This window comes from Lactobacillus sp. ESL0230 (assembly GCF_003692805.1).
Taxonomy (GTDB): Bacteria; Bacillota; Bacilli; order Lactobacillales; family Lactobacillaceae; genus Lactobacillus; species Lactobacillus bombicola.
In genome coordinates, this window is sequence record NZ_REHI01000006.1 from 263712 (window position 1) to 283573 (window position 19862).

At 36.2% G+C, this 19862-nt stretch carries 24 protein-coding genes and 2 tRNA genes; 20 read left to right on the forward strand and 6 right to left on the reverse strand.

The annotated features are described in order from the left end of the window. Positions 1 to 81 precede the first annotated feature (81 nt). Both F5ESL0230_RS08690 and F5ESL0230_RS03085 read right to left on the reverse strand, forming a co-directional pair. Positions 82 to 540 carry a DUF3021 domain-containing protein gene (locus F5ESL0230_RS08690; protein WP_122021538.1) on the reverse strand — a complete coding sequence of 153 codons (459 nt, stop codon included), beginning with the start codon at positions 538 to 540 and terminating at the stop codon, positions 82 to 84. Continuing rightward, positions 537 to 980, reverse strand: coding sequence for a LytTR family DNA-binding domain-containing protein (locus F5ESL0230_RS03085; RefSeq protein ID WP_090093201.1), 444 nt, complete (start codon positions 978 to 980; stop codon positions 537 to 539). The genes F5ESL0230_RS08690 and F5ESL0230_RS03085 overlap by 4 nt, the downstream gene beginning before the upstream one ends. Positions 981 to 1188: 208 nt before the next feature. On the opposite strand from F5ESL0230_RS03085, the gene F5ESL0230_RS03090 reads away from it, so the two are divergent. After that, positions 1189 to 1260: transfer RNA gene (locus F5ESL0230_RS03090), tRNA-Glu, on the forward strand. 8 nt (positions 1261 to 1268) lie between these two features. Further along, a tRNA-Gln gene (locus F5ESL0230_RS03095) sits at positions 1269 to 1340 on the forward strand. A gap of 559 nt (positions 1341 to 1899) precedes the next feature. On the opposite strand, the gene F5ESL0230_RS03100 is transcribed toward F5ESL0230_RS03095, so the two are convergent. From F5ESL0230_RS03100 to F5ESL0230_RS03110, 3 genes are all read right to left on the reverse strand, one after another. Next, complete coding sequence (locus F5ESL0230_RS03100) at positions 1900 to 2175, reverse strand: type II toxin-antitoxin system YafQ family toxin (protein ID WP_090093203.1); 276 nt, start codon at positions 2173 to 2175, stop codon at positions 1900 to 1902. Further along, positions 2162 to 2440, reverse strand: a complete 279-nt coding sequence (locus tag F5ESL0230_RS03105) for a type II toxin-antitoxin system RelB/DinJ family antitoxin (protein ID WP_158592380.1) — start codon at positions 2438 to 2440, stop codon at positions 2162 to 2164. The genes F5ESL0230_RS03100 and F5ESL0230_RS03105 overlap by 14 nt, the downstream gene beginning before the upstream one ends. A gap of 507 nt (positions 2441 to 2947) precedes the next feature. Beyond that, positions 2948 to 4300, reverse strand: coding sequence for a Mur ligase family protein (locus F5ESL0230_RS03110; protein WP_122021540.1), 1353 nt, complete (start codon positions 4298 to 4300; stop codon positions 2948 to 2950). 146 nt (positions 4301 to 4446) lie between these two features. Between F5ESL0230_RS03110 and F5ESL0230_RS03115 the strand changes: the two genes are divergently transcribed. From F5ESL0230_RS03115 to F5ESL0230_RS03200, 18 genes are all read left to right on the forward strand, one after another. After that, a complete protein-coding gene (locus tag F5ESL0230_RS03115) occupies positions 4447 to 5055 on the forward strand; it encodes a thymidine kinase (RefSeq protein ID WP_122021541.1) in 609 nt (202 codons plus the stop codon). A gap of 6 nt (positions 5056 to 5061) precedes the next feature. Continuing rightward, positions 5062 to 6150 carry a peptide chain release factor 1 gene (gene prfA, locus F5ESL0230_RS03120; protein WP_122021542.1) on the forward strand — a complete coding sequence of 363 codons (1089 nt, stop codon included), beginning with the start codon at positions 5062 to 5064 and terminating at the stop codon, positions 6148 to 6150. Further along, positions 6143 to 6991: a peptide chain release factor N(5)-glutamine methyltransferase gene (prmC, locus tag F5ESL0230_RS03125; RefSeq protein ID WP_122021543.1), complete on the forward strand. Its 849-nt coding sequence runs from the start codon at positions 6143 to 6145 to the stop codon at positions 6989 to 6991. Before prfA ends, prmC begins: the two co-directional genes overlap by 8 nt. Next, complete coding sequence (locus tag F5ESL0230_RS03130; RefSeq protein ID WP_122021544.1) at positions 6991 to 7995, forward strand: L-threonylcarbamoyladenylate synthase; 1005 nt, start codon at positions 6991 to 6993, stop codon at positions 7993 to 7995. The genes prmC and F5ESL0230_RS03130 overlap by 1 nt, the downstream gene beginning before the upstream one ends. A gap of 86 nt (positions 7996 to 8081) precedes the next feature. Continuing rightward, on the forward strand, positions 8082 to 8711 hold the full coding sequence (gene upp / locus F5ESL0230_RS03135) for a uracil phosphoribosyltransferase (protein ID WP_122021545.1): 630 nt from the start codon (positions 8082 to 8084) through the stop codon (positions 8709 to 8711). Positions 8712 to 8826: 115 nt separating this feature from the next. Next, entirely contained in the window at positions 8827 to 9540 is a 714-nt protein-coding gene (gene atpB / locus F5ESL0230_RS03140) for a F0F1 ATP synthase subunit A (RefSeq protein WP_122021546.1), read from the forward strand. Between the two features lie 18 nt (positions 9541 to 9558). Beyond that, on the forward strand, positions 9559 to 9783 hold the full coding sequence (gene atpE, locus F5ESL0230_RS03145; protein WP_122021547.1) for a F0F1 ATP synthase subunit C: 225 nt from the start codon (positions 9559 to 9561) through the stop codon (positions 9781 to 9783). Positions 9784 to 9832: 49 nt separating this feature from the next. Beyond that, a complete protein-coding gene (gene atpF, locus F5ESL0230_RS03150; RefSeq protein WP_118896830.1) occupies positions 9833 to 10345 on the forward strand; it encodes a F0F1 ATP synthase subunit B in 513 nt (170 codons plus the stop codon). Beyond that, positions 10345 to 10893 carry an ATP synthase F1 subunit delta gene (gene atpH / locus F5ESL0230_RS03155; protein ID WP_122021548.1) on the forward strand — a complete coding sequence of 183 codons (549 nt, stop codon included), beginning with the start codon at positions 10345 to 10347 and terminating at the stop codon, positions 10891 to 10893. Before atpF ends, atpH begins: the two co-directional genes overlap by 1 nt. Before the next feature lie 15 nt (positions 10894 to 10908). Next, positions 10909 to 12420 (forward strand): F0F1 ATP synthase subunit alpha, encoded by a 1512-nt coding sequence (gene atpA / locus F5ESL0230_RS03160; RefSeq protein ID WP_122021549.1) that lies wholly within the window; start codon positions 10909 to 10911, stop codon positions 12418 to 12420. 10 nt (positions 12421 to 12430) lie between these two features. After that, positions 12431 to 13393: a F0F1 ATP synthase subunit gamma gene (locus F5ESL0230_RS03165; protein ID WP_122021550.1), complete on the forward strand. Its 963-nt coding sequence runs from the start codon at positions 12431 to 12433 to the stop codon at positions 13391 to 13393. A 23-nt stretch (positions 13394 to 13416) separates the two neighbouring features. Continuing rightward, complete coding sequence (atpD, locus tag F5ESL0230_RS03170; protein WP_122021551.1) at positions 13417 to 14856, forward strand: F0F1 ATP synthase subunit beta; 1440 nt, start codon at positions 13417 to 13419, stop codon at positions 14854 to 14856. Between the two features lie 11 nt (positions 14857 to 14867). Further along, positions 14868 to 15305 carry a F0F1 ATP synthase subunit epsilon gene (locus F5ESL0230_RS03175; protein ID WP_122021552.1) on the forward strand — a complete coding sequence of 146 codons (438 nt, stop codon included), beginning with the start codon at positions 14868 to 14870 and terminating at the stop codon, positions 15303 to 15305. A 67-nt stretch (positions 15306 to 15372) separates the two neighbouring features. Next, positions 15373 to 15603, forward strand: coding sequence for a DUF1146 family protein (locus tag F5ESL0230_RS03180; protein ID WP_122021553.1), 231 nt, complete (start codon positions 15373 to 15375; stop codon positions 15601 to 15603). 82 nt (positions 15604 to 15685) lie between these two features. Continuing rightward, positions 15686 to 16672 carry a rod shape-determining protein gene (locus tag F5ESL0230_RS03185; RefSeq protein WP_090093233.1) on the forward strand — a complete coding sequence of 329 codons (987 nt, stop codon included), beginning with the start codon at positions 15686 to 15688 and terminating at the stop codon, positions 16670 to 16672. Positions 16673 to 16692: 20 nt separating this feature from the next. Further along, the gene (gene yidD / locus F5ESL0230_RS03190) at positions 16693 to 16986 is read left to right on the forward strand and encodes a membrane protein insertion efficiency factor YidD (RefSeq protein WP_122021554.1); all 294 of its coding nucleotides are present in this window, start codon (positions 16693 to 16695) and stop codon (positions 16984 to 16986) included. Between the two features lie 8 nt (positions 16987 to 16994). Beyond that, the gene (locus tag F5ESL0230_RS03195; protein ID WP_090093237.1) at positions 16995 to 17222 is read left to right on the forward strand and encodes a DUF2969 domain-containing protein; all 228 of its coding nucleotides are present in this window, start codon (positions 16995 to 16997) and stop codon (positions 17220 to 17222) included. 17 nt (positions 17223 to 17239) lie between these two features. Beyond that, a complete protein-coding gene (locus F5ESL0230_RS03200; protein ID WP_122021555.1) occupies positions 17240 to 18433 on the forward strand; it encodes an FtsW/RodA/SpoVE family cell cycle protein in 1194 nt (397 codons plus the stop codon). Positions 18434 to 18489: 56 nt separating this feature from the next. Here F5ESL0230_RS03200 and F5ESL0230_RS03205 read toward each other — a convergent pair whose 3' ends face one another. Further along, on the reverse strand, positions 18490 to 18942 hold the full coding sequence (locus tag F5ESL0230_RS03205) for a universal stress protein (RefSeq protein WP_122021556.1): 453 nt from the start codon (positions 18940 to 18942) through the stop codon (positions 18490 to 18492). Positions 18943 to 19862 lie beyond the last annotated feature (920 nt).

A 19862-nucleotide genomic window follows, 5' to 3' on the forward strand; every position in this document is an offset into this window, starting at 1 on the left:
AAAATTCTTCCTTAATTAAGTTTGCATACTCAGTCTATTATATCTAATTTGGTATCTCAATAGCCAAAATTATTCTACGGTTTAATTTTGATTTTTTTGGTGCAATTTTCGATTTAACGATTTAACAAACATCTTTGCTCTAATTAGACTTACGGACCAAACAATTAAATAAATAATACAAAAATTAATCGTAAAATCAAGTAGGTAGTACCAGTTCCATTCGTGTTCATTAACTAAAATACTCAGGATGATAAGCAAAAAATAAGTAATACAGAAATGGACCAAGGTTTGCTTAGTAATACTCCAAGTTTCAATCCGATAAATAAGACTGCTACAACCAAAAATAATTCCAATTAGTGCCCAAATAACTAAGTCTACCAAATTTACCGAAACAGAATGCTGAAAAAAGCGTTCGAAGTTTGATAGTGATGAGAAGGGATTGAAAGAGGGACTAAAAATAAGGTATGAGAATATGCCAATATTGACTCCAATTGGAGCGGACCAAAGAGCTAATTTTAAATTTTTTTTGCAAAGGTTCATGATAAAAACTCCTTTTTAATTTTTTGCATGTAACGGCGTGAACTGTAGGTGGTATGACCATTTTTAAAAATAATTTGATAAATGCCATTACGCGTAAGGGCAAATTCTTGAATACAACTAAAATTTACGATTTCAGAACTTGAAACTTGAATGAAGACTCGTTGAGGTAGAATTGACTTGATTTCATATAGTCGCTTTTTTAAGCGATAATTTCCTTGATTAGTCTCACAAATAACTTTCTTATCTTGTGTATGAATAGAAATTACATCATATAGGGCGATTACCTTTTGGCGTCCATTTTGATAACCAATCAGATTTTGTTCATTGACAAAATAAGACAAATTATCTTGTAAAGTAGTACTGTTATTATCAATTTGAGGTGTATTAACAGTCACTGATAGGTCAACTGCCTGGGGATCAATTTTTTGATTAACAAGCATAAATGCATCTCCTTTCTGTTTTTTTAAGATAGCAAAAGTAAATATGTTAAACAACAATTTAAAGATGAATGGTCATTTTTTTAGGATAAGTGGTAGATCGACTATAAAAAAAGCAATTACCTGCCAAATTAATTAAAAAAATACTTTTTTGCGATAAAAAGCACTTGACTTTACCCCTGGCTTCAAGCATAATAATTACTGTTGATTTTGCCCGTTGGTCAAATGGTTAAGACGCCACCCTCTCAAGGTGGAGTTACGAGTTCGATTCTCGTACGGGTGATTTAACACTGGGATATAGCCAAATGGTAAGGCACAGGTTTCTGGTTCCTGCATGTTTCGGTTCGAGCCCGGATATCCCAATATAAATGGCTTAACAGCAGGCTTTAAGAAAGTCTTAAAACTGCTTTGTCCATCATATTATTTGAACTAAAAAAGCTAGATGAAATAGATCATCTAGCTTTTTTTAATCTCTTTATCGCTTTTTCTCTTATCCTCATCAATATAGTAGGCATAGACGTCTAAGGCTGGCTTTCATCGCACTGATTTTAGCAGTTCACGGCTCGATTTAACTGGAATTGCCTCCCAGCGTGGTAATAGAAAATTTTAGACATGCAAAACAAATGCAAGGCTATTTATCAAGCAATAAATCATTGCTCAGATAGTTAAAGCCAGCTATTTAGGACGATTTTAAATACTGTATGATTTTAAATACTGTATATAGATGAACTTAAAGACTGGCAAGTTGCTAACAAAGTTAAATATAGTGCCCCTTGCTATAGCGCTTTGAAACGATATGCCTTATGCCAATTTGCTGATTTTATTGAAACTTGGAAGATTAAATATGATGTAGATAGACCTGAATTAAATATTTACAAATATAAAAAAGCTTAGGTAGCCATAAAAAGTTACTTAAGCTTTTTTATTTATCAAATAATTGTCTATGTGAGCCTGTATCGACTAAATAAAGGATTAGTTCGTTATTTTTGATTTGATAAGTTAATAACCAATCCGGTTCGATATGTAACTCACGAATTCCTTGCCATTTGCCTTTAAGTTCGTGGTCATGATACTTGGGACCAATGTTGTTTGTAATGATAGCTTCTACAGCAGCAAATAGTTTGTTAAGATCTTTCCCCTGTTTGACTGCTTGCTTGGCGGATTTTTTGAATTTACGTGATTGCTTAATCTTGTACATATTTACGCAAATCGTCTTCCCAATCTTTAACAGAATCAAATGATTCAATGTTACCTGATTTGATTTCATCTAAAGCTTGGTCTAATTCGCTAGTCACACGTGGCTGAAAGGGTAATTGGCGATCATCAACGGAACGCTTTAAGAACATTGTAATTGCAGAGCTTAAAGTTAAGCCCATATCTTTAAAAACTAAATCCGCTTCATTTTTTAGATCGGTATCAATTTTAACATTCAAGTTAGTTTTTTTACTCGTTTTAATTGACATTGACATTTCCCCTCTTTCTTTTATTCTAGGGATATTATATCCTTGTTTCATTCTTTAATAAAGCATTATAAATAAAAATGGATAAATGCTTGGCCTGATTTTTAAAAATCGGGTCAAAATTGGTGCGGAATCGGAGATGAATCCGTAATTAATGGGTGTTATATTAATATTGTCGGTAGTAGTATTAATAATCATTATGGTAATAATCTTGCTACAATATTTAGAAATTATGGTTTAGTAACTTTGAGAATAGCTAGGCTATAAACTAGTATACATGGAGGATAAAGCAATGAGTAAATGTATGGCTTGGACAATAATATTAATAGGTTCAGTAATAACAATAATTTTAAAAGTATTGATGATGGCAAGGGGATAATCTGTTCCAGCTTATGCAATTAAAGTAGCTTAAATAATAGAAATAAATTTAAGTAATAATTATTTCATCGCCCTTAGTCCCAATAACAAGAACCTAAGCAAAAACGGTAAGCAATCAGTGCTTACCGTTTTTTACATCCCAGCTTGAATAATATTCTTATCGGCCATTGACTTACGCAATGAAAGTAGGGCCGTGTAGGTTGATAAAATATAGACTTTCTTAGTTGGTAATTTGGCTAATTGCGCGATGACATCATTATCAGTTTTGCAGGTAGTCATCTGAGCTGGATTAAAGCCAGCAACTTCCAAACGAAAGCTCATATCATGCCAGCGCTGACCCCCGACGATGACCTTTTTAATTTGAGACTGGTGTAATTCTTCAAATTGCCCATCCCAAATCCATGAAGTATCAATTCCGTCAGCATGATTAGCATTCAGCAGCGTGACTAATGAATAATCTTCTTTTTCTGTATTTAATAAGTGGAGTACTTCATCTAGACCTACTGGGTTTTTAACTAAGATCAAATCAATTTCTTTATCGGCATAGTTAATCAATTCTTGCCGCCCAAAGACACGCTTGTTTTTAGCAAATGCACTGGCGACTTCGTCATCGCTAAGACCAAAATAACGGGCAACGGCATAGGCGGCTAGGGCATTGTAAATATTATAGGTACCGCCAATATTGATACTGTACTCTTTAGTTCCCATTTGAAACTTAAGGTGGTTGGGGCTTTGCTTAATAATTTGGTTAACTGAATAGGTTAACTGCGGACGCTGATAATCGCAATTAAGGCAGAAAAAGTCGCCGAGATTTGCGTAGATTCGATCGTGAAAGTGCAAGATATGGTTGCATTGCGGGCAAAGGACACCGTCTGTGTTAACCGGTGCAATGAGATTATTTTCTGCTTGATCGCTAGGTAAGTTAAAACCATAAAAAATCTTCGGATTAGGTAAATCGACAGCAGAAAAGATACTGGCATCGCCATTGGCAATTACGGTTGCTTTCGGTTCAAGTTTGATGCCGTCTAGAATCTTTTCATAGGTTGTATAAATTTCGCCATAGCGATCCATTTGATCACGAAAAATATTGGTCAGAACAAAGCAACTGGGGTGCAATAATTCAGTCACCAGCTTCACGTTGGCTTCATCAACCTCTAACACGGCAATTTTGCGTGAAGCTGCCTGGTCTCTATGTGCTAAAAAGGCAGTTACAATTCCTTGTTGCATGTTTGAACCAGATGGATTAGTTAAAACATCACCATATTTTTCACGTAAAGATTCAACAATTAACGCCGTTGTCATTGTTTTCCCATTCGTGCCCGTTACAATTACCGTCTCATAATCATTGGCTAAAGTATTTAAAATTTTAGGATCAATTTTCATAGCAATTTTACCTGGAAAACTAGTCCCACCTTTAAGGATATTATGTAAAAACCAGTAACTTAATTTTCCAGTAAATTTAGCAATTCTAGATTTTAATTTCATGTTTATCCCTCGCTTTAAAATCAATATCAACTATAGCATAGGCGACAAACTAAAACGAGTTTTTGGTTATAATTTAACTGCACAGATTTTGATTTTCATCTATACTAGATAAGTTAGGTAAATTTAATTTGAACAAAGGAGCAAAAATGGCACAGTTATTTTTTCAATACGGCGCAATGAATAGTGGTAAAACCATTGAAATTCTCAAAGATGCGCACAATTATGAGGTGCAAGGTCGTAAAATTGCACTTTTGACAAGCGCTCTTGATACTCGTAATGGTGTTGGTAAAATTGTTTCAAGAATTGGTCTTCATCGTGATGCTATACCAATTAGTCACGAGATGAATCTTTTTACTTATATTCAAGAATTAAATGCTCAAGACGAAGCCCAAGGGGATGGACCAATTGCGTGTGTCTTTATTGATGAAGCTCAATTTTTAGAACGACATCACGTTATTGAATGTGCCCGAATTGTTGATGAGCTTAATATTCCGGTGATGACTTTTGGTTTAAAAAATGATTTTCAAAATAATTTATTTGAGGGAACTAAAAATCTTTTACTTTTTGCAGATAAAATTAAGGAAATTAAAACAATTTGCCACTACTGTGGCCATAAAGCTACAATGAACTTGCGTATTCATAATGGAAAGCCGGTTTATGAGGGCGAACAAGTCCAAATTGGCGGGGACGAAAGTTATCACCCAGTTTGTCGTTTTCATTATTTTCACCCCAAAGCAAGAATAGAGAGGGATTAAAACAATATGGATAAAATTATGGCACAGCTTGAAGGTCTGATCGCGCATTATGAAGAGTTACAAGAGATGATGGCCGATCCTGAAGTGATTAATGATACTAAGCGCTATATGGAAATTTCAAAAGAAGAAGCTGATTTGCGTGAAGTAGTCGAAAAATATAAAAAGTTTAAAGCAGATAAGCAAGAAATAGCTGATAATAAGGAAATGATGGCTAGCGAAAGTGACCCTGACTTAATTGAAATGGCCAAGGCAGAAAATACTGAGCTGGAACAAGAAATCGTTGCCTTAGAAGATCAGATTAAGCTGTTAATGCTACCTAAAGATCCCAATGATGATAAGGACATTATCATGGAAATTCGTGGAGCAGCTGGAGGAGACGAAGCGTCACTTTTTGCAGCAGATTTGCTTCGAATGTACGAAAAATATGCCGAACAACAAAATTGGCAAGTTTCAGTAGTTGATAGTGAGCCCACTGAAGTTGGTGGTTATAAGCACATTGCCATTATGATCAATGGTAATAAGGTTTATTCTAAGCTTAAATATGAAAATGGTGCCCACCGCGTTCAACGAATCCCAGTAACCGAATCTCAAGGACGAGTGCACACTTCTACGGCTACTGTTGCTGTAATGCCGGAATATGAACAAGTTGACTTTGAAATTGACCCTAAGGATTTACGAGTTGATGTTTATCGGTCAAGTGGCGCCGGTGGTCAGCACATCAATAAAACTTCTAGTGCCGTACGGATGACCCACTTACCGACTGGCATTGCTGTTGCAATGCAGGATCAGCGTAGTCAGCAACAGAACCGGGAAAAGGCTCTGCAGATTTTGACTTCACGTGTTTATGATTATTATGAAAGCCAAAATCGTAATCAATATGATGCTAAGCGAAAAGATGCTGTTGGAACTGGTGACCGTTCTGAGCGAATTAGAACCTATAATTACCCGCAAAACCGGGTAACTGATCATCGGATTGGGTTGACAATTAATAAATTGGATCGCGTAATGAATGGCGAAATGGATGAAATTATTGATGCTTTAATTTTATATAATCAGACAAAACAATTAGAGGAGTTGGCCGACCAAAATGGCTAGAATTAATACTTTAAATGATTTAAATACCTGGGCAACCCAAGCAGCTGCCAATCAGCGGCCAGAAGATATTGCCTTTTTATTGGCAGAAAGATTAGGCTTAAGTCCAAGTGAATTTCAACTTAAGCAGGAGCTAGAACTTTCATTAGACCAAGTCCAACAAGCTCAAAAAGATATCAAAAAATTAGCTAGAGGGATTTCACCGCAATATATCTTGGGCTATTCTTGGTTTTTAGGTTATAAAATCATGGTTCAGCGTGGAGTATTGATTCCGCGTTTTGAAACTGAAGAATTAGTGGAATGGGCTTTGCAGAGTTTGCAAGCAAACGATAAGATCCTTGACTTAGGTACAGGTTCTGGTTGTATTACGGTTGCGCTAGCTAAAGAAGCAGCCAAAAAGGGTTTTACTGATCTTAATTTATACGCATCTGATGTTTCAGATGTAGCTTTAAGGACTTCTGAAGAAAATTTCTTAACCTATCAGGTAGATGCAATAGTTCGTAAGGCTAATGTTTTAATTGGCTTAGAAAAATTTGACAAAATTATTTCTAATCCGCCCTACATAAAAGATACCGAGCGCGCAGAAATGGATCAAAATGTTTTACAAAATGAGCCCGAAGAAGCCTTATTTGGTGGTGTAGATGGTCTTAACTTTTATCGCAAATTTGTCCAGCAAGTACGTGAACACCTGAATAGTGGCGGTGAATTTTTCTTAGAGTATGGCTATAACCAAAAAGAGCAACTACAAGACCTATTTGTGCAAGAACTACCAGACTTTACAATTGAATTTAAAAATGATTTAGCAAATAAGCCACGCATGGTGAAGGGAAAGTGGAACAACTAATGGAGACCAAAATATTCTTACGCGAAGAAATTGATGCTGCAGCCAAATTACTTTTAGCTGGTGAATTAGTTGCGTTTCCTACGGAAACGGTCTATGGGTTAGGCGCTTTAGCAACTAACGAAAAGGCTGTTAAAAATGTATATGCGGCTAAAGGTCGTCCAAGTGATAATCCCTTGATTGTAACCGTAGCCGATGAAACTATGATGAGTAAGTATGCCAAGGCTGTTCCTAAGAGAGCTAAAAAATTACTTAAAAAGTTTTGGCCAGGTCCGCTTACTATTTTATTAGAAGTTAAACCTGGTTCTTTACCAGAAGCGGTAACTGGTGGATTAAAGACAGTAGCATTTCGTTGCCCTGATAATAAACTGACACATGCGTTAATCACTAAGCTAGGTTATCCAATTGTCGGCCCATCGGCCAATACTTCTACTAAACCTAGTCCAACTACCGCGCAGCATGTTTTTCACGATCTTAACGGAAAAATTGCCGGTATTATCGATGGTGGTCCCACCAAGGTAGGGCTTGAATCAACTATTATTGACTTATCTGTGGCAACTCCTATAGTTTTGCGCCCAGGTGCAATTACGCCTGAGGAATTGGGGACCGTCTTACAGGAAAAGGTTTTAATTAATAGTGGCAAAGTTAGTGAAAAAGATGTCCCTAAAGCTCCTGGCATGAAGTATCGCCATTATGCTCCTAGTGCGCCAGTAATTATTGTTGATAATTTAGCTGATTTTAAAGCAATTACTTATGACAAGCAAACAGCAGTAATGGCGTTAAATCCGGTTTTAGCTGAAATTGATTTACCGCAAGTAAATAAGTTTAATTTGGGTGATAATCTAAGTGATGCTGATCATAATTTGTTTGCGGGCTTGCGTTATTTTGATGATCAACCAAAAATCAAACAGATTTATGTTCAAGGTTTTAATGGTAGTCAAGCGACCATGGCTTACATGAATAGATTAGAAAAAGCTGCTGCTGGTCATCATTATCGGGTAAAATAAAAAATATTTAGAAAAAAGCTTTAAAGCGTTTGCTTTTTTGATTAAAATAGCAATGGATTTAGAGTAATTACGTATAGGAGGAAAATATGGGCAAGTTTACAGTTTTAGATCATCCGTTAATTCAACACAAGTTGACGATTATCAGGCGTAAGGAAACAAGTTCAAACGAATTTAGACGCATTGTTGGTGAAATTGGTGGCCTTATGACCTATGAAATCACCCGCGACTTACCTTTGAAAGATGTCGAAATTGAAACCCCAATGGGTAAGACAACGCAAAAGGAAATCGCCGGGAAAAAATTAACTATCGTACCAATTTTGCGTGCTGGAATTGGGATGCTTAACGGTGTCTTAGATATGATTCCGTCAGCTAAAGTAGGTGTCATTGGGATGTTTCGCGATGAAGAAACCTTAGAACCCCATGAATACTTTTGCAAACTGCCTAATGATGTTGCAGAACGCGAGTGTTTAGTAGTGGATCCTATGCTAGCAACTGGGGGTTCGGCCAATATGGCAATTGCAGCCTTGAAAAAACGCGGCGTTAAGGATATTAAACTAGCGGTGTTAGTTGCTGCACCTGATGGTGTCAAAGCTATTCAAGCTGAACATCCAGATGTAGACATTTATGCCGCCGCCGAGGATGATGATTTATTGGATAATGGCTACATTTTCCCTGGTTTAGGAGATGCGGGCGATCGGTTATTTGGCACTAAGTAGAAGTTTTAAACAAATATTTACGGAATTCGCTTACATATTTACACAAATTTATTGAAAGTGTTAATATTGTATTAGTGTTCGATAAACTGGACACCAGAAGGGAGGTCACGAAGTAATGGAGCAACCATTTGTATTTAACTTCTTGGGTTTAAACTTTGATCTTGCAGGGATGATTGGCTCAACATTGATGGCAGCCGTAATCCTATTTGTTTGTATCTGGCTTTCACGCAAGGTTGAAATGAAACCAAATAAAAAGCAGAATGTTCTTGAATATTTACTTGACTTTACTGATAACATTGTCAAGGATAACGTTAGCGATGTTGATGCCCAAAAGCATTTATCGCTTTACGCTTTTGTTTTGTTTCTCTTTATCTGGTTTATGAACCAATTGGGTTTGTTTATGGAAATAAAAGTTGGTGATTTCATGTTTGTAAAATCGCCAACTGCAGATCCCGTAACGACAATGTCATTTGCAATGATGACCTTGCTTTTATCATTTACTTTTGGAATACAAAAATTTGGTACTGGTGGCTACTGGCGTAATTATGCCGAACCAGTTAGTTTCTTATTTCCAATCAATATGATTGAAGAAGTAACTAACTTCTTAACGCTATCGTTACGTTTGTATGGTAATATTTATGCAGGTGAAGTTTTATTAACATTGATTGGTAATCGTCTAGCACCGAGCTTTGGGATTACTACGATGGTTTTATCAGCTCCACTCGCCATGATTTGGCAAGGTTTCTCTGTCTTCATTGGCTCTATTCAGGCATATGTTTTTGTAACGCTATCGATGGTTTACGTTGGTAAAAAGGTTACAAAAGAATAATTTTTTGGAGGTTTAAATATGTCACAAGCTTTTAAATATATTTCTGCAGCACTTGCAGCTGGTATTGCTGCCTTAGCTGCTTCTTGGGGTAACGGTAAGGTTATTACTAAAACCATTGAAAGTATGGCTCGTCAACCTGAAAGTGCCGGCAATTTGAGATCAACTATGTTTATCGGTGTTGGTTTGATTGAAGCCGTTCCTATTTTAGCGATTGTTGTTGCCTTTTTAATTCTTTTCCTTTAATTTTTTTATTTGAAAGAATTTAGGCTAAAAAAGATAAGAAGGGCAGTAAATGACATTTCAAACTTTATTTGCAGCCTCAGCGAATCATATATATATCGGCAATACGCTATGGTATTTAATTGTATTCGTAATTTTGCTTCTCTTGGTAAAACACTATGCTTGGGGACCAGTTTCCGACATGATGGAAAAAAGACGGCAAAAAGTGATCAATGATTTGGATGCGGCTGCTGACAATCGTAAAAAAGCTGAAGTATTGGCTAATGAGCGCGAAGCTGCCTTGAAAAATTCAAGACAAGAGGCAACACAAATTATTTCTGAAGCAAAAGTAAGTGCTCAGAAAACGAGTAGCCAGATTGTAGCTGATGCTAACAAAAATGCCACTTCAATTCATGAAAAGGCAAAAGCTGACGCTGCTCAAGCAAAAGCCGACGCTTTAGATGAAGCGCGTTCACAAGTTGCTGATCTTTCAGTTGCAATTGCAGAAAAAGTAATTGCCAAAAATTTATCAGCGACTGATCAAAAAGATCTAGTCGATCAGTTTATTAAGGGGCTGAATAAATAATGGCCTTAAGTAAAGAAGAGATTGCTGCACGATATGGTACTGCACTGTTTGATTATGCGCAGGACATGCATGCTGAGGATACTGTTCACGAGGATTTAGTAGAACTGCTAAAAGCTATTTCTACTTATCCGCAAATCTTAAAAGTTTTTAGTGATCCAATTTTTAATAGCGATGAAAAAAGGGCTTCTCTTGCGATAATTACCAAAGGCTTATCTCAAGAGGTGCAGACTTTTTTGAAATTATTGTTGGAATATAACCATTTTTTAGAGTTACCTGATATTATCATGTACTATGATGATTTGTACAATAAGGATAAGCAGGTGACTAGGGGACTTGCAATTACTGCGGTCAAATTGACTAGGCAACAACTTAAGCAGTTGGGTGATAGTTATGCCCAGAAATATGGTTTTAGTAATGTTGAACTTGAAAATCAAGTTGATGAAAGCATTATTGGCGGCGTAATTTTAAAAGTTGGCGATTATGTGATTGATGGTTCAGTTAAAAATAAGCTTAAAAAGATTCGTGCGCAGTTAATTAACAAAGATTAAAAAGAGGTGAAACCATTGAGCATTAAAGCAGAAGAGATTAGCTCTTTGATCAAGCAACAGCTTGAACACTATGATGACAAACTCGACGTTAATGAAGTCGGTGTTGTAACATACATAGGTGATGGTATCGCCCGTGCTCACGGATTAAACAATGTTCTAGCGAATGAACTATTAGAATTTGATAATGGTTCATATGGTATTGCTCAAAACCTTGAATCAAATGATGTTGGTATCATTATTTTGGGTAATTTTGATGATATTCGTGAAGGCGACCAAGTTAAGCGAACTGGGCAAATTATGCGTGTACCAGTTGGCGATGAATTAATTGGTCGCGTAGTTAACCCTTTGGGTCAACCAGTTGATGGGCTAGGCGATATTAAAACGACTAAAACTCGACCAATTGAGGATTCAGCACCAGGTGTTATGGAGCGCCAGTCTGTTAATCAGCCGTTACAAACCGGAATCAAAGCGATTGACGCCTTGGTGCCAATCGGTCGGGGTCAGCGTGAGTTGATTATTGGTGACCGTAAAACTGGTAAAACTAGTTTGGCTGTTGATGCAATTTTGAATCAAAAAGGTCAAGATGTAATTTGTATTTATGTCTTTATTGGTCAAAAAGAATCAACAGTTAGAACTCAGGTTGAAACATTAAAACGTTTTGGCGCAATGGATTATACGATTGTGGTTGAAGCGGGACCAAGTGAACCAGCACCAATGCTCTATATTGCACCTTATGCTGGTACTGCGATGGGTGAAGAGTTTATGTATAATGGTAAGGATGTTTTGGTAGTCTTTGATGACTTATCTAAGCAGGCTGTGGCTTACCGTGAACTTTCTTTATTACTTCGTCGTCCGCCTGGTCGTGAAGCATATCCTGGTGATGTTTTCTATCTTCATTCACGTTTATTAGAGCGTAGTGCTAAATTAAGTGATAAACTTGGTGGCGGTTCAATGACTGCGTTACCATTTATTCAAACGGAAGCTGGAGACATTTCCGCATATATTCCAACTAATGTAATTTCAATTACTGATGGACAAATTTTCTTGCAAAGTGATTTGTTCTTTGCAGGAACTAGACCAGCGATTGATGCGGGTAATTCTGTTTCCCGTGTTGGTGGTAGTGCGCAGATTAAAGCCATGAAAAAAGTTGCAGGTACTTTGCGCACAGATTTAGCTGCTTTTCATGAATTAGAAAGTTTTGCTCAATTTGGTAGTGACTTAGATCAAGCAACGCAAGCTAAACTTAATCGTGGTCGGCGAATTGTCGAGGTTCTAAAACAGCCTTTACATGATCCAATTCCAGTTGAAAAACAAGTTATCATTTTGTACGCTTTGACTCACGGTTATATTGATGCAATTCCAGTTGAAGATATCGCTCGTTTTGAGAAGGAATTATACGATAACTTCGACAGTAGTCATGCGGATTTACTAGAACACATCCGTCAAACTGGTGAGTTACCGGATGAAAATGAATTAAAAGATGCAATTGCAAAATTTGCTGATAGTTTTTCACCAAGTAGCAAATAGGAGGTAGCTTATGCCTGCATCTTTACTTGAGTTGAAGAAAAAGATTGCTTCAGTTAAGCAAACTGGTAAAATTACCGAAGCGATGCGGATGGTTTCGGCATCAAAATTAAATCAAACTGAAAAGCGAGACGAAGGTTATACAGTATATAACAATCATATTAGGCAAACTTTATCTCGTTTGATGAGTGCAGAGGTTATTAACCATTTGCATAAAGAAAATTTAGTTGTTGATGAAGATAGCATTAGTAAAATTGATTATGAAAATGTTTTTGGCTTAGGTATTGTTTCAAACCTAGTGCAGTCGCGCAAAGAAATTAAATCAACCGGATATTTAGTTATTACTGGTGATCGCGGACTAGTCGGTTCATATAATAGTGCTGTCATTAAAAATATGATGGGTTTAGTGCAAGATGCCAAAGCTGAACATAAGGATATTAAAATTTTGGCAATTGGTTCCGTCGGTGCAGAATTTTTTAAGAAAAACAACTTAAATGTTGTATATGAAAATAATGCAATTTCGGATGTGCCAACTTTTGAAGAAATTTTACCGATTGTTTCAACTGCAATAAAAATGTATTTAAATGGCGTATATGATGAATTGTACGTGTGTTATACGCACCATGTTAATACTTTATCATCAGCGTTTAGAGTTGAAAAAATGATGCCAATCAATAATCTTGATATTGGTGTTAAAGAAGCTGAAGCACATAAGAATTTAGAATATGACATCGAACCTGATGTAAACACTGTTTTAACTACTTTAATTCCACAATTTATTCGTTCTGGAATTTATGGCGCGATTTTGGATGCCAAGACTGCTGAACATGCAAGTTCCATGACCGCCATGCAAAGTGCAACGGACAATGTTGATGAATTAGTTTCGAGTTTAACTACTAAATTAAATCGTGCAAGACAAGCAGAAATTACTACTGAAATTACCGAAATTGTCAGTGGTGCTAATGCTTTGAAATAATATGAGAAAAGGAGGTAGATGTTTTGAGTGAAGGTGAAGTTGTTCAAGTAATCGGCCCAGTGGTCGATGTTAAATTTCCACTTGATAAAAACCTACCTGATATTGACAATGCTTTGCGCGTAATTAAATCTGAGGATGAGACAATTATCCTTGAAGTTACGCTAGAGCTTGGTGATGGTGTCCTAAGAACTATTGCAATGGAATCCACTAATGGATTAATGCGTGGAATGAAGGTTGAAGATACTGGTAAACCTATTTCCGTGCCTGTTGGTAATGATACATTGGGTCGCGTTTTCAATGTTTTAGGGCAACCAATCGATGATGGTCCTAAATTTGATAAAGATCACGCCCGCGAAAGTATCCATAAAAATGCACCAAAATATGATGAACTAACCACTAGTCAAGAAATACTTGAAACTGGTATTAAAGTTATTGACTTGCTCGAGCCATATGTTCGAGGAGGTAAGGTCGGTCTGTTTGGTGGGGCTGGTGTTGGTAAGACAACCATTATTCAAGAATTAATTCATAACATTGCTCAAGAACATGGTGGTATTTCTGTTTTCACTGGTGTTGGAGAAAGAACTCGTGAAGGTAATGACCTTTACTTTGAAATGAAAGCATCTGGTGTTTTAAGTAAGACGGCAATGGTCTTTGGGCAAATGAATGAGCCGCCTGGTGCCAGAATGCGGGTGGCTTTAACTGGCTTGACTTTAGCTGAGTATTTCCGTGATGTTGAGGGACAAGATGTTTTGCTGTTCATTGATAACATCTTTAGGTTTACCCAAGCAGGTTCTGAAGTTTCTGCTTTGCTTGGTAGAATGCCGAGTGCCGTTGGTTATCAGCCAACTTTAGCCACAGAAATGGGTCAATTGCAAGAAAGAATCACTTCAACCAAGAAGGGTTCAATTACTTCAATTCAAGCCGTTTATGTGCCAGCTGATGACTATACTGATCCTGCCCCAGCTACTACTTTTGCCCATCTAGATGCTACAACCAACTTGGAGCGTAGCTTGGTTGAACAAGGTATTTATCCAGCGGTTGATCCTTTGGAGTCAACTTCAAGTGCCTTGGATCCAGAAGTTGTCGGTGTTGATCACTATGAAACTGCTACACGTGTGCAACATATTTTGCAAAGATACCATGAATTACAGGATATTATTTCTGTGTTAGGTATGGATGAATTATCAGATGAGGAAAAGGTAATCGTTAGTCGTGCCAGAAAGATTCAATTTTTCTTATCTCAAAACTTCTTTGTAGCAGAGCAGTTTACTGGTGTTCCGGGTTCTTATGTGCCAATTAAGGAAACAATCAAGGGCTTTAAAATGATTCTGGATGGTCATTTGGATGATTTACCAGAAGATGCTTTTCGTAGTGTTGGCCCAATCGAAGATGTTTTGAAAAAAGCACAAAAGATGGGCGTAACAGCTAGTGATCCAGAAGCTAAAGCATTGTTAGAAAAGTAGGGTGATGTCCAATGGCAGATCCAGAAAAACTTTTTATCGTTAATGTTGTAACTCCTGATGGTTTGATTTTTTCACATCATTGTAGCCTTGTTGAAATGCGCGCAATTGATGGTCAACGTTCAATTATGTATAATCACTTACCGATTTTGACCCCATTAACAATTGGTGAAATTAGAGTCAAACGTGGTCGTGAGATGAATGAAACAGTAAATCATATCGCTATCAGTGGTGGTTACTTTGAATTTTCTAATAATGTCGCCACAATTATTGCAGATAGTGCAGAACGTTCGACTAAAATTAATCTTTCGCGAGCAGAAGCTGCAAAGAAACGTGCCCAAAGCGAATTGGAAAAAGCTAAAACTACGCATGATCAACGTTCCCTTGAACGCGCACAAGTTGCATTAAGAAGAGCCGTTAATAGAATTAGTGTTTATAATTCAGATAATTAAGATAGTTTTAAACGGATGCACAAAGGTGTGTCCGTTTTTATTTAGCTAAAGTAAAGTGAGAAATAAAATGTTCCAACTCGGCGTTCATGCCTTAGTTAGTATTGTAATTTATTTAATTACAATTGCTTTATCTTTTCAAATCATGAAAAGTGTACAAATTGAAAAAATTATTCGGAAAAATAAAGTTTTTGAGGCCCAACTTTTATTGGTTTTTGCGGCAATTGCAATGGGTTTTTTAGTAGGTAATTTTCTAATTACCTTAATTGATACTTCCTTACAGTTAAGTAATTTCTTTTAAAACTTGCTTAAGTAAACGAAGTCAACAGCAAACTTATTATCTTTATGGTAAAATATACAATGAATATTTATGGAGGGTTATTGTGGCACGAGATATAGGAATTGATTTAGGGACAGCGAATGTGCTGATTAACGTCTCAGGCAAAGGAATCGTTTTAAATGAGCCATCAGTCGTTGCTGTCAATACAAGTACAAATAAAGTTGTAGCGGTTGGTACTGAAGCATATAAAATGGTTGGTCGTACACCTGGTAATATACGAGTTATTCGTCCCTTAAAAAATGGTGTGATTGCTGATTTTGACATAACTGAAGCAATGCTTTCTTATTTTATTGAAAAGTTAAATGTTAAGGGCTTTATGTCTAAGCCAAATATACTAGTTTGTGCCCCAACTGGTGTGACCTCAATTGAGCAAAAGGCAATTATTCAAGCTGCAGAAAAATCTGGTGGTGGTAAAGTATATTTAGACTTTGAACCCAAAGTAGCTGCTGTTGGTGCTGGGCTTGATATTTTTAAGCCACAAGGTAATATCGTAATTGATATTGGTGGTGGGACAACTGATATTGCAGTTTTATCCATGGGTGAAATTGTTACCAGTCAATCATTGCGTTATGCGGGTGACCATATGAATCAGGCCGTTGTTGCTTATATCAAGAATAAGCATAACTTGTTAATTGGTTCACGAACGGCTGAACAAATTAAGATTGAAATTGGTAGCGCTTTTGAACCTGATGAAGATGAGACCATTACAGTGCGCGGTCGCGATATGGTTGATGGTTTGCCAAAGCAAGTTACAGTTTCTGCAACTGAAATTCAAGAAGCTTTATCTGACGGGTTAATGACGATTGTTGCGGCAACAAAAGAAGTTTTAGAAAATACTCCGCCAGAGTTGTCAGCTGATGTTATTGATCGCGGCATTATGTTAACTGGAGGAGGCGCCTTATTAAAGAATCTTGACAAATTAATTTCTTATTACCTGAAAGTCCCAGTTTTAACAGCAGATCATCCTCTAGAAGCGGTCGCTTTAGGTACAGGTATTTTACTTAAAAATATTGAAAAGCATCAACGATAATAATTTAGTAGGAGGCTGGTTTGCGTAAACTTTTAATTTTTTTAGTAAGATTTTATCAAAGGATTATCTCTCCAGCATTGCCTCAAAGTTGTCGCTATTATCCGACTTGTTCAACTTATATGATTGATGCTTTAACTAAATTTGGTTTAATTAAAGGCTTGATTATGGGTACTTGTCGCATATTACGTTGTAACCCATTTGTGCGTGGTGGGGTCGATCCAGTTGCGGATAAATTTACTATTTTTCGTAATCCTCACCCAGAAAAGTATGAAGATGAAATTATTGCTAAAAAGTTTCATCCTTCTGTAAAGTAGGAGTTATTATGTCAAGAAAACCCGAAAATATTAATGTAGAGATTAATGAAGTCAAGAATAGGGAAAATCCGACTTGGGAAGTGGTTATCCCCCATAAAAAAACGATCGGTCTAATTGAAAAATTATCTGGTCGCTACCGAGCAACTTCAACTAAGAATAGTAGCATTTTATATGCTAAGAGTTTAGAGAGTAGTATCAATGACTTGCTTTCATACTATGTCTTACATGAAAAATAATAGGCAGTGATAATTAAATGGTAAAAGTTGAAAATAAAACAAACTTATTTAATCGAATTGCATGGAATATTGTCATCCCTGTTTTATTGCTAGCGGCAGTTGGTTTATATTCAATTTATTTTGCCGCCATTGATGATCCGAGTCATATGGGTAGTCCGGTAAAGGCCGTTTTAATGCAAGGAATGTGGTATATCATTTCGGTAGTAATTGTTTTATTCGTAATTCAATTTGATGCCGATCAGTTATTCCGCATTGCGCCTTATGTCTATGGCTTTGGGATTGTCCTTTTGATTGCAGTTTTATTCTTTTATAATCGGAGTATTGCCGCTGATGCAGGAGCGAAAAGTTGGTTTAAATTGGGTCCAATTTCCTTTCAACCCTCTGAAGTCATGAAACCGGCTTTCATCTTAATGTTGGCTCGAGTAGTTCATCAGCACAACCAGAAATTCGAACATACGATTAGAAATGATTGGAACTTAATTGGCAAAATTATTGCTTGGTTGATTCCTATTGCAATTCTATTAAAACTACAGAATGATTTTGGGACCATGCTAGTTTTTGTTGCAATTACTGGTGGGGTAATTTTAGTTTCTGGTATTTCTTGGAAAATTATTACCCCAATGTTTATTGCTGTCGCAATTCTCGGAATAACCGTCATTATCATGGTTACTACACCACAAGGTCAAGTTCTCTTAAGTCATTTTTTCCAACCATATCAGTTTAAGCGCATTATGTCCTGGCTTAACCCCTCATCTGACACTTCAAAAGATGCCTATCAGTTGTGGTTAAGTATGCAAGCAATTGGCTCTGGTCAAATATTTGGTAATGGCTTTGGCAAATTAAGTGTTTATGTTCCAGTTCGTGGCTCAGATATGGTCTATTCCGTAATTGGCGAGTCGTTTGGCTTTGTCGGTAGTGTAGCAGTTATTTTGTTATATTTATATTTGATTGTCCAGATGGTTCGAATTACCTTTGATACTAAGAATGCTTTTTATTCTTATGTTTCAACCGGTGTAATCATGATGATTTTGTTTCATGTATTCGAAAATATTGGCATGAGTATTGATTTGTTACCGTTAACAGGGATTCCGCTACCCTTTATTTCACAAGGTGGTTCAGCCCTAATTGGTAATATGGTCGGCGTTGGCATGATCCTATCGATGAAATTCCATAATAAAGATTACATGTTTAGTAAAGCCGGCGACTTTTAGAATTTAATTTAAATAATAAAAAAAGCATTTCAAGCTTGAAATGCTTTTTTTATTATCTAAATTCTTGTTGGCTTAGTTGAACGACAAACTAATACGTCACAAGGGGCAGTTCTAGTTACATAATCGGTCACACTACCAATTAACATGCGCTCGACTGCATTTAAACCAGTTGAACCAAGAATAATTAGATCAATCCGGTGCTCTTTAGGGAATTGCTGGGCAATAATTGCTTTGGGAGAACCAAATTCAATGGAAAAATGAACTTCCTTGATTCCCGCATTTTGCGCTACTTCATAATACTTTTCCAATTTTTCTTTTGCATCGTTAGCAACTTGTTCGACCATATCAGAGTCAAAACTTGAAACATTTTGAAATGACTTTGTATCAATGACATAGAGAATTTCTAAAGTGGCATTATTACGCTGAGCCACTTCAATTGCTTTCTGAAAAGCTAATTCTGCTTCCTTGGAGCCATCAACAGCAACTTGTATTTGATGATATTGTTTCATAATTAATACCTCTCTTGCTTTTATTCTACCAAATTTTTACCTGAATTATTCGTTCTTTTGATTAATTAGGAGGGTAAAAATTAAAATAGTAAAACAACTTAGAAAAATTGTAATTAAATTATAGTATTTGTTGGTAAATAGTAATAGTAAGATGAAGCCGAGTATGCTTTCGAGACAGAGCAGAATAGCGGTGTAGGTCATGATTGCTTGAAAGTTAGTATTGGTTCGGTTATTAAATATTAAAAAGTGATCCTTGCGTTTTTGCCACAGATAATAAGCAGTTAGCAAAAGTAAGCAGAGGTAAGCTAAAACGACAATTTTTAAAATCATAAAAATCTCCATTAAAAAAGCGGTCCTCGTGACCGCTTCTATTATTTTCTAAAAAATCTAAGTTGAATTAACAGTGCAAAACAGTGCTGTTGAACCCGCAGTGTTCAAATAAATGAGTAGTATCGCAACGAATATGGATCCTATGCAAAATGGGTGATAGTGTTCCGATCCGACAGTTATTTACAGACTCGCACGTTTTTAGTTTGACCGGTCAACTTATACAATTAAGCTTGTTAATCAACTTAGACCATAGTTATACTATCTAATCCATTTTAGTTTGTCAAGAATAAATTCCAAGTGGCAAGCAGACACATAAAGTAACTAGGCATAATTTAAAAAAATACTAAATAAAAAAATTTTAAACTAAGTTTAGATATTTTTTTTATATTTAAATAAGAATAATCTAAATGTGTTGGTATATAAAATTAAACTTAATAATTTATAATATAAATTTGTTATAAATTTTATTATAAATGTTATTTAACTTGTTAATAAAAAGTCATGTTTAACAGGATAATAATACTAAGATAAGTTCTTTAATTTCCAAATCAATAAAATCCAGAAAAATGGTTATTTATAATTGCTGATTA